A 3,387-nucleotide genomic window follows, 5' to 3' on the forward strand; every position below is an offset into this window, starting at 1 on the left:
GCGTGTTTTGCCCGTCGGGCGGCGCAAGGGGCTGGGTCTGTGGCGGCTGAGCAATAGCATTGCGGATCTGTTCCGTCTCATTGCAACCAGTGGTATATTGTTCTGAACAGGGGCTCGACTTGACCATAGAAGTGCGCCCGATGGCATTATCTCGAGAGGCCCTTGACGCTGACACGACCGTTCGCGCGCCGGTCGCCGATGCAAATGCGGTTTAGCAGTTTGTGGTGCATACGCGAGGATTTCCGCCATGAAAAGAATTGCTGTCTTTGCTTTGGCCACCGTTCTCCCCGTAGCGATTGGTGTCGCGCAGACAGCCCCGCTCGGTTGGCCAGAAGTGACCTCCCTACTCGCCAAGGCTCGGACCCAAGCAACCACTTGTGTCGAGGTGCTCAAGTCCAGCGGCGACAAAGCTGCTCTCGCGAGCGCGCGGCTGACCTATGGGATGGCGAAGGGAGAGATGGACGGCGTCATTGCCGGGCTAACGACGGCCCTCGTCGAAGGTGGCAATCCCGATCGTCTGCCGACGGTTCGCACCAGCCTTGAGGCGTCGGGAAAGGGCCTCAAAGAGATCTGCGACTCCGCCGTCAAGACGATCACTCCCAACACCAAAGGTGTATGGGAAGAAGTTGCCAAGAGCTTGGTCGAACCCTTGATGAAGGCGATCTCCGACGGCGTCGGCGCGCTTTGGACGCGCCATGTCGAAAAGGACAAGCTCGAACTCGAGACGACGAAGGCCCAATTGGAGGCTGCAAAATGGCCCAATTTCGGAGACATCGCCGCGCAATAGCCGTTGCCCTTACGGCCCTGGCCGTCTTGGTCTTCGCGAGTGCGCCGGCGCGGGATCAGGGGTCGAAGGACGGAACGGATCTCTACGATCGCCCCGTGCTCGCCGTCGATCCCGGCATGCACTCGGCCGGGATTGGGTCGCAAGCCGTCGACGCTGCTGGCCACTTCGCCGTCACANNGCAGCTCCGATCGCACAGTACGGATCTGGTCGCTTGCCGATGGCAAGCTGCTGCGCACGGTCTGGATTCCCAGCGGCCCTGGGAGAGTAGGCAACGTGTCTACGGTCGCGATAAGTTCGGACGGAGCGATGCTCGCGGTGGGCGGAAGAACTGAGAGAGCCAGTGGCGAGAGCCCGGTCTACCTATTCGATCGCGAATCTGGAAACCTCGTTCAGCGCATTGGCGGCGACATTCCAGCTGATGCCAAACGCCTGCAATTCTCTCCCGACGGTCGCTTCCTTGCCGTCCTGTATGCCGATACGCAAGGGCTGCGAGTCTTCGACCGCGACAAACATTGGGGCGAGATCTTCCGCGAGGAACATTACGGAGCGAGCAGCTTTGGGGCATCGTTCGCCGGCGACGGTCGCCTCGCAACATCGAGCGGCGATGGCTTCATACGTTTGTACCGTTATGATCCCGCCACCGAACATCCGAATTTTCACCGCGTCGGCGAGCCCGTCCGGGCAATGAGCGGAACTTACCCCTATGGAATAGCTTTCAGTCCGGACGGCACCCGCCTGGCCGTCGGCTACTGGGAGACCGCGGTCGATATCCTGGATGGAAGCACGCTTGAACGCGTAGGTGGACACCGCCCCAAAGGGGTCAGGGGATCCTTTTTCGGTTTCACCAAAGTTGCGTGGTCCCGCGATGGTCAAACCTTGTTTGCCGGCGGCTCCGTGGTCGACGACAAGGGGAGGATAGTTCTCTTCGCGTGGGACGGGGCGGGGCTTGCCGACGAACGCCGCATTATGAACCAGTGCCTAAGGAGAGGGATGAGCGGCATCGACACCCTGCCAGATGGACAAGTTATTGTTGCCTCGCAAATGCCTTCCCTCTGTCTCTTGGATGCGCGAGGCGAAGTGGAGTGGACTGTTGCTTCGCCCATCCTACCGGTAATCGGTCCGGCCGACAGCCTGCGTGTTTCCCGGGATGGCAAAGTCGTTGATTTCAGTGCTGCCCGATCGGGGGGGCCGGTCTTGAGATTTGATGCGAGGTCACTGACGTTATCCAGCTCTCCGATCGATGACGCGGTCACCATTGCACCGCTTCGCAAAGGCTTGACAATTCTCAACTGGCAGAACGAAAACCATCCGACGCTGAACGGCCGCGTGCTTCCGATCGGAAATGAGATGGCGCGCAGCCTCGCGATCGCTGCGGACAGTAAGCGCTTCTTTCTCGGCACCCACTGGGCCCTCAGAGCGTTCGACGACGCGGGAGCCCTGATATGGTCTTACTTTGGCCGAGGCGAAGTTCTCTCAGTGAATGCCAGTGAAGATGGGCGGATCGTCGTTGCGGCCTATAGCGACGGAACGCTTCGCTGGCATCGCGCCGCAGACGGACACGAAATCCTTGCCTTGCAGGTCCTCCTGAACAAGAGTGATCCNNGCCAAATGGGACTGGGTGCTCTGGACTCCCGAAGGATTCTATGACGCGACGCCAGATGCCCGGGAGGTGCTAAAGTGGATGGTAAACCACGGCCCCGACAAGGCCTCGACGACGCTTCCCGTTTCCGCTATCGCCAGGCTACATCGACCAAATACGTTACCTCTCGTTCTGGACCAGCTCGAGACCGCGCGGGCGATCGGCATCGACGAAATTACGAAGGCGAGATTTGATGTTCAGGCCAAAACCGCCAGTGCCAAGCCGCCGGGCGGGATACTGCGTGTCTTGACGATCGGCATCGATAAGTTCGGCGACAAGGCGGGAGACCTGCACCTAGACTACGCCGTCAAGGACGCACACGACGTCGCGACCGCGCTTCTCGAGAGTCAGAAAGGCGGCCCCGGCAAGTCGAGTCTTTACGCCGACGTCAGCTTAACACATCTCCCCAACGGCAAGGCCGACGGTGCGACCATTCTCGACGCGCTCGACGCCATGGCGCAAGCTGCGGCTAAAGGCGATCCCGGTCAGGACGTCGCCGTTATTCTGATTTCGAGCCACGGCCTGATGATCGACGGGCAGTTCTACATCATCCCATATGATTTCGACTCGGGATCACGGAACAAGAGCATCAAGAGCGCGGTCTCGGCGAGCGAATTTGCCAAGAAAGTGCACGCGCTCGCCAACTATGGAAAGGTTCTGCTGTTGCTCGACGCCTGCCATTCCGGCGCGGTCGGTGCTCAGGGTTGGGCAACTGACCCCGACTCCAAGGTCCTCCGGGATGCCATGGACCTCGAAAACGTCACCGTCCTGACTTCGTCCAGAAAGAACGAGTTGTCGGAAGAGCTTCCGGAATGGAAGCACGGCGCTCTCGCTCAAGCCTTCCTGGACGCGCTCGCCGGCGCGGCCGACTCGCAGGGCATCGTCAAGCTTTCAGCGCTGATCGACGCGATGGAGAACGAGGTTAAGTCGCTGACCAAAGGCCGACAAAACCTCGGCATGC

General features: G+C 60.3%; 2 protein-coding genes. Both read left to right on the forward strand.

Annotated features, from left to right (window positions below):
- The first annotated feature begins 247 nt into the window (after positions 1–247).
- Entirely contained in the window at positions 248–787 is a 540-nt protein-coding gene (locus tag AABA86_RS33795; RefSeq protein WP_212251269.1) for a hypothetical protein, read from the forward strand.
- Between the two features lie 1,681 nt (positions 788–2,468).
- The coding region (locus AABA86_RS33800) for a caspase family protein (RefSeq protein ID WP_338309820.1) at positions 2,469–3,387 on the forward strand (919 nt) is incomplete at its 3' end.

The sequence above is a fragment of the Bradyrhizobium sp. TM233 genome (genome assembly GCF_036247965.1).
Classification (GTDB): Bacteria; Pseudomonadota; Alphaproteobacteria; order Rhizobiales; family Xanthobacteraceae; genus Bradyrhizobium; species Bradyrhizobium ottawaense.

Bases quoted from the DNA above. Each gene is read 5' to 3' on its own strand.
- AABA86_RS33795 (WP_212251269.1), top strand. From the start codon at position 248: ATGAAAAGAATTGCTGTCTTTGCTTTGGCCACCGTTCTCCCCGTAGCG.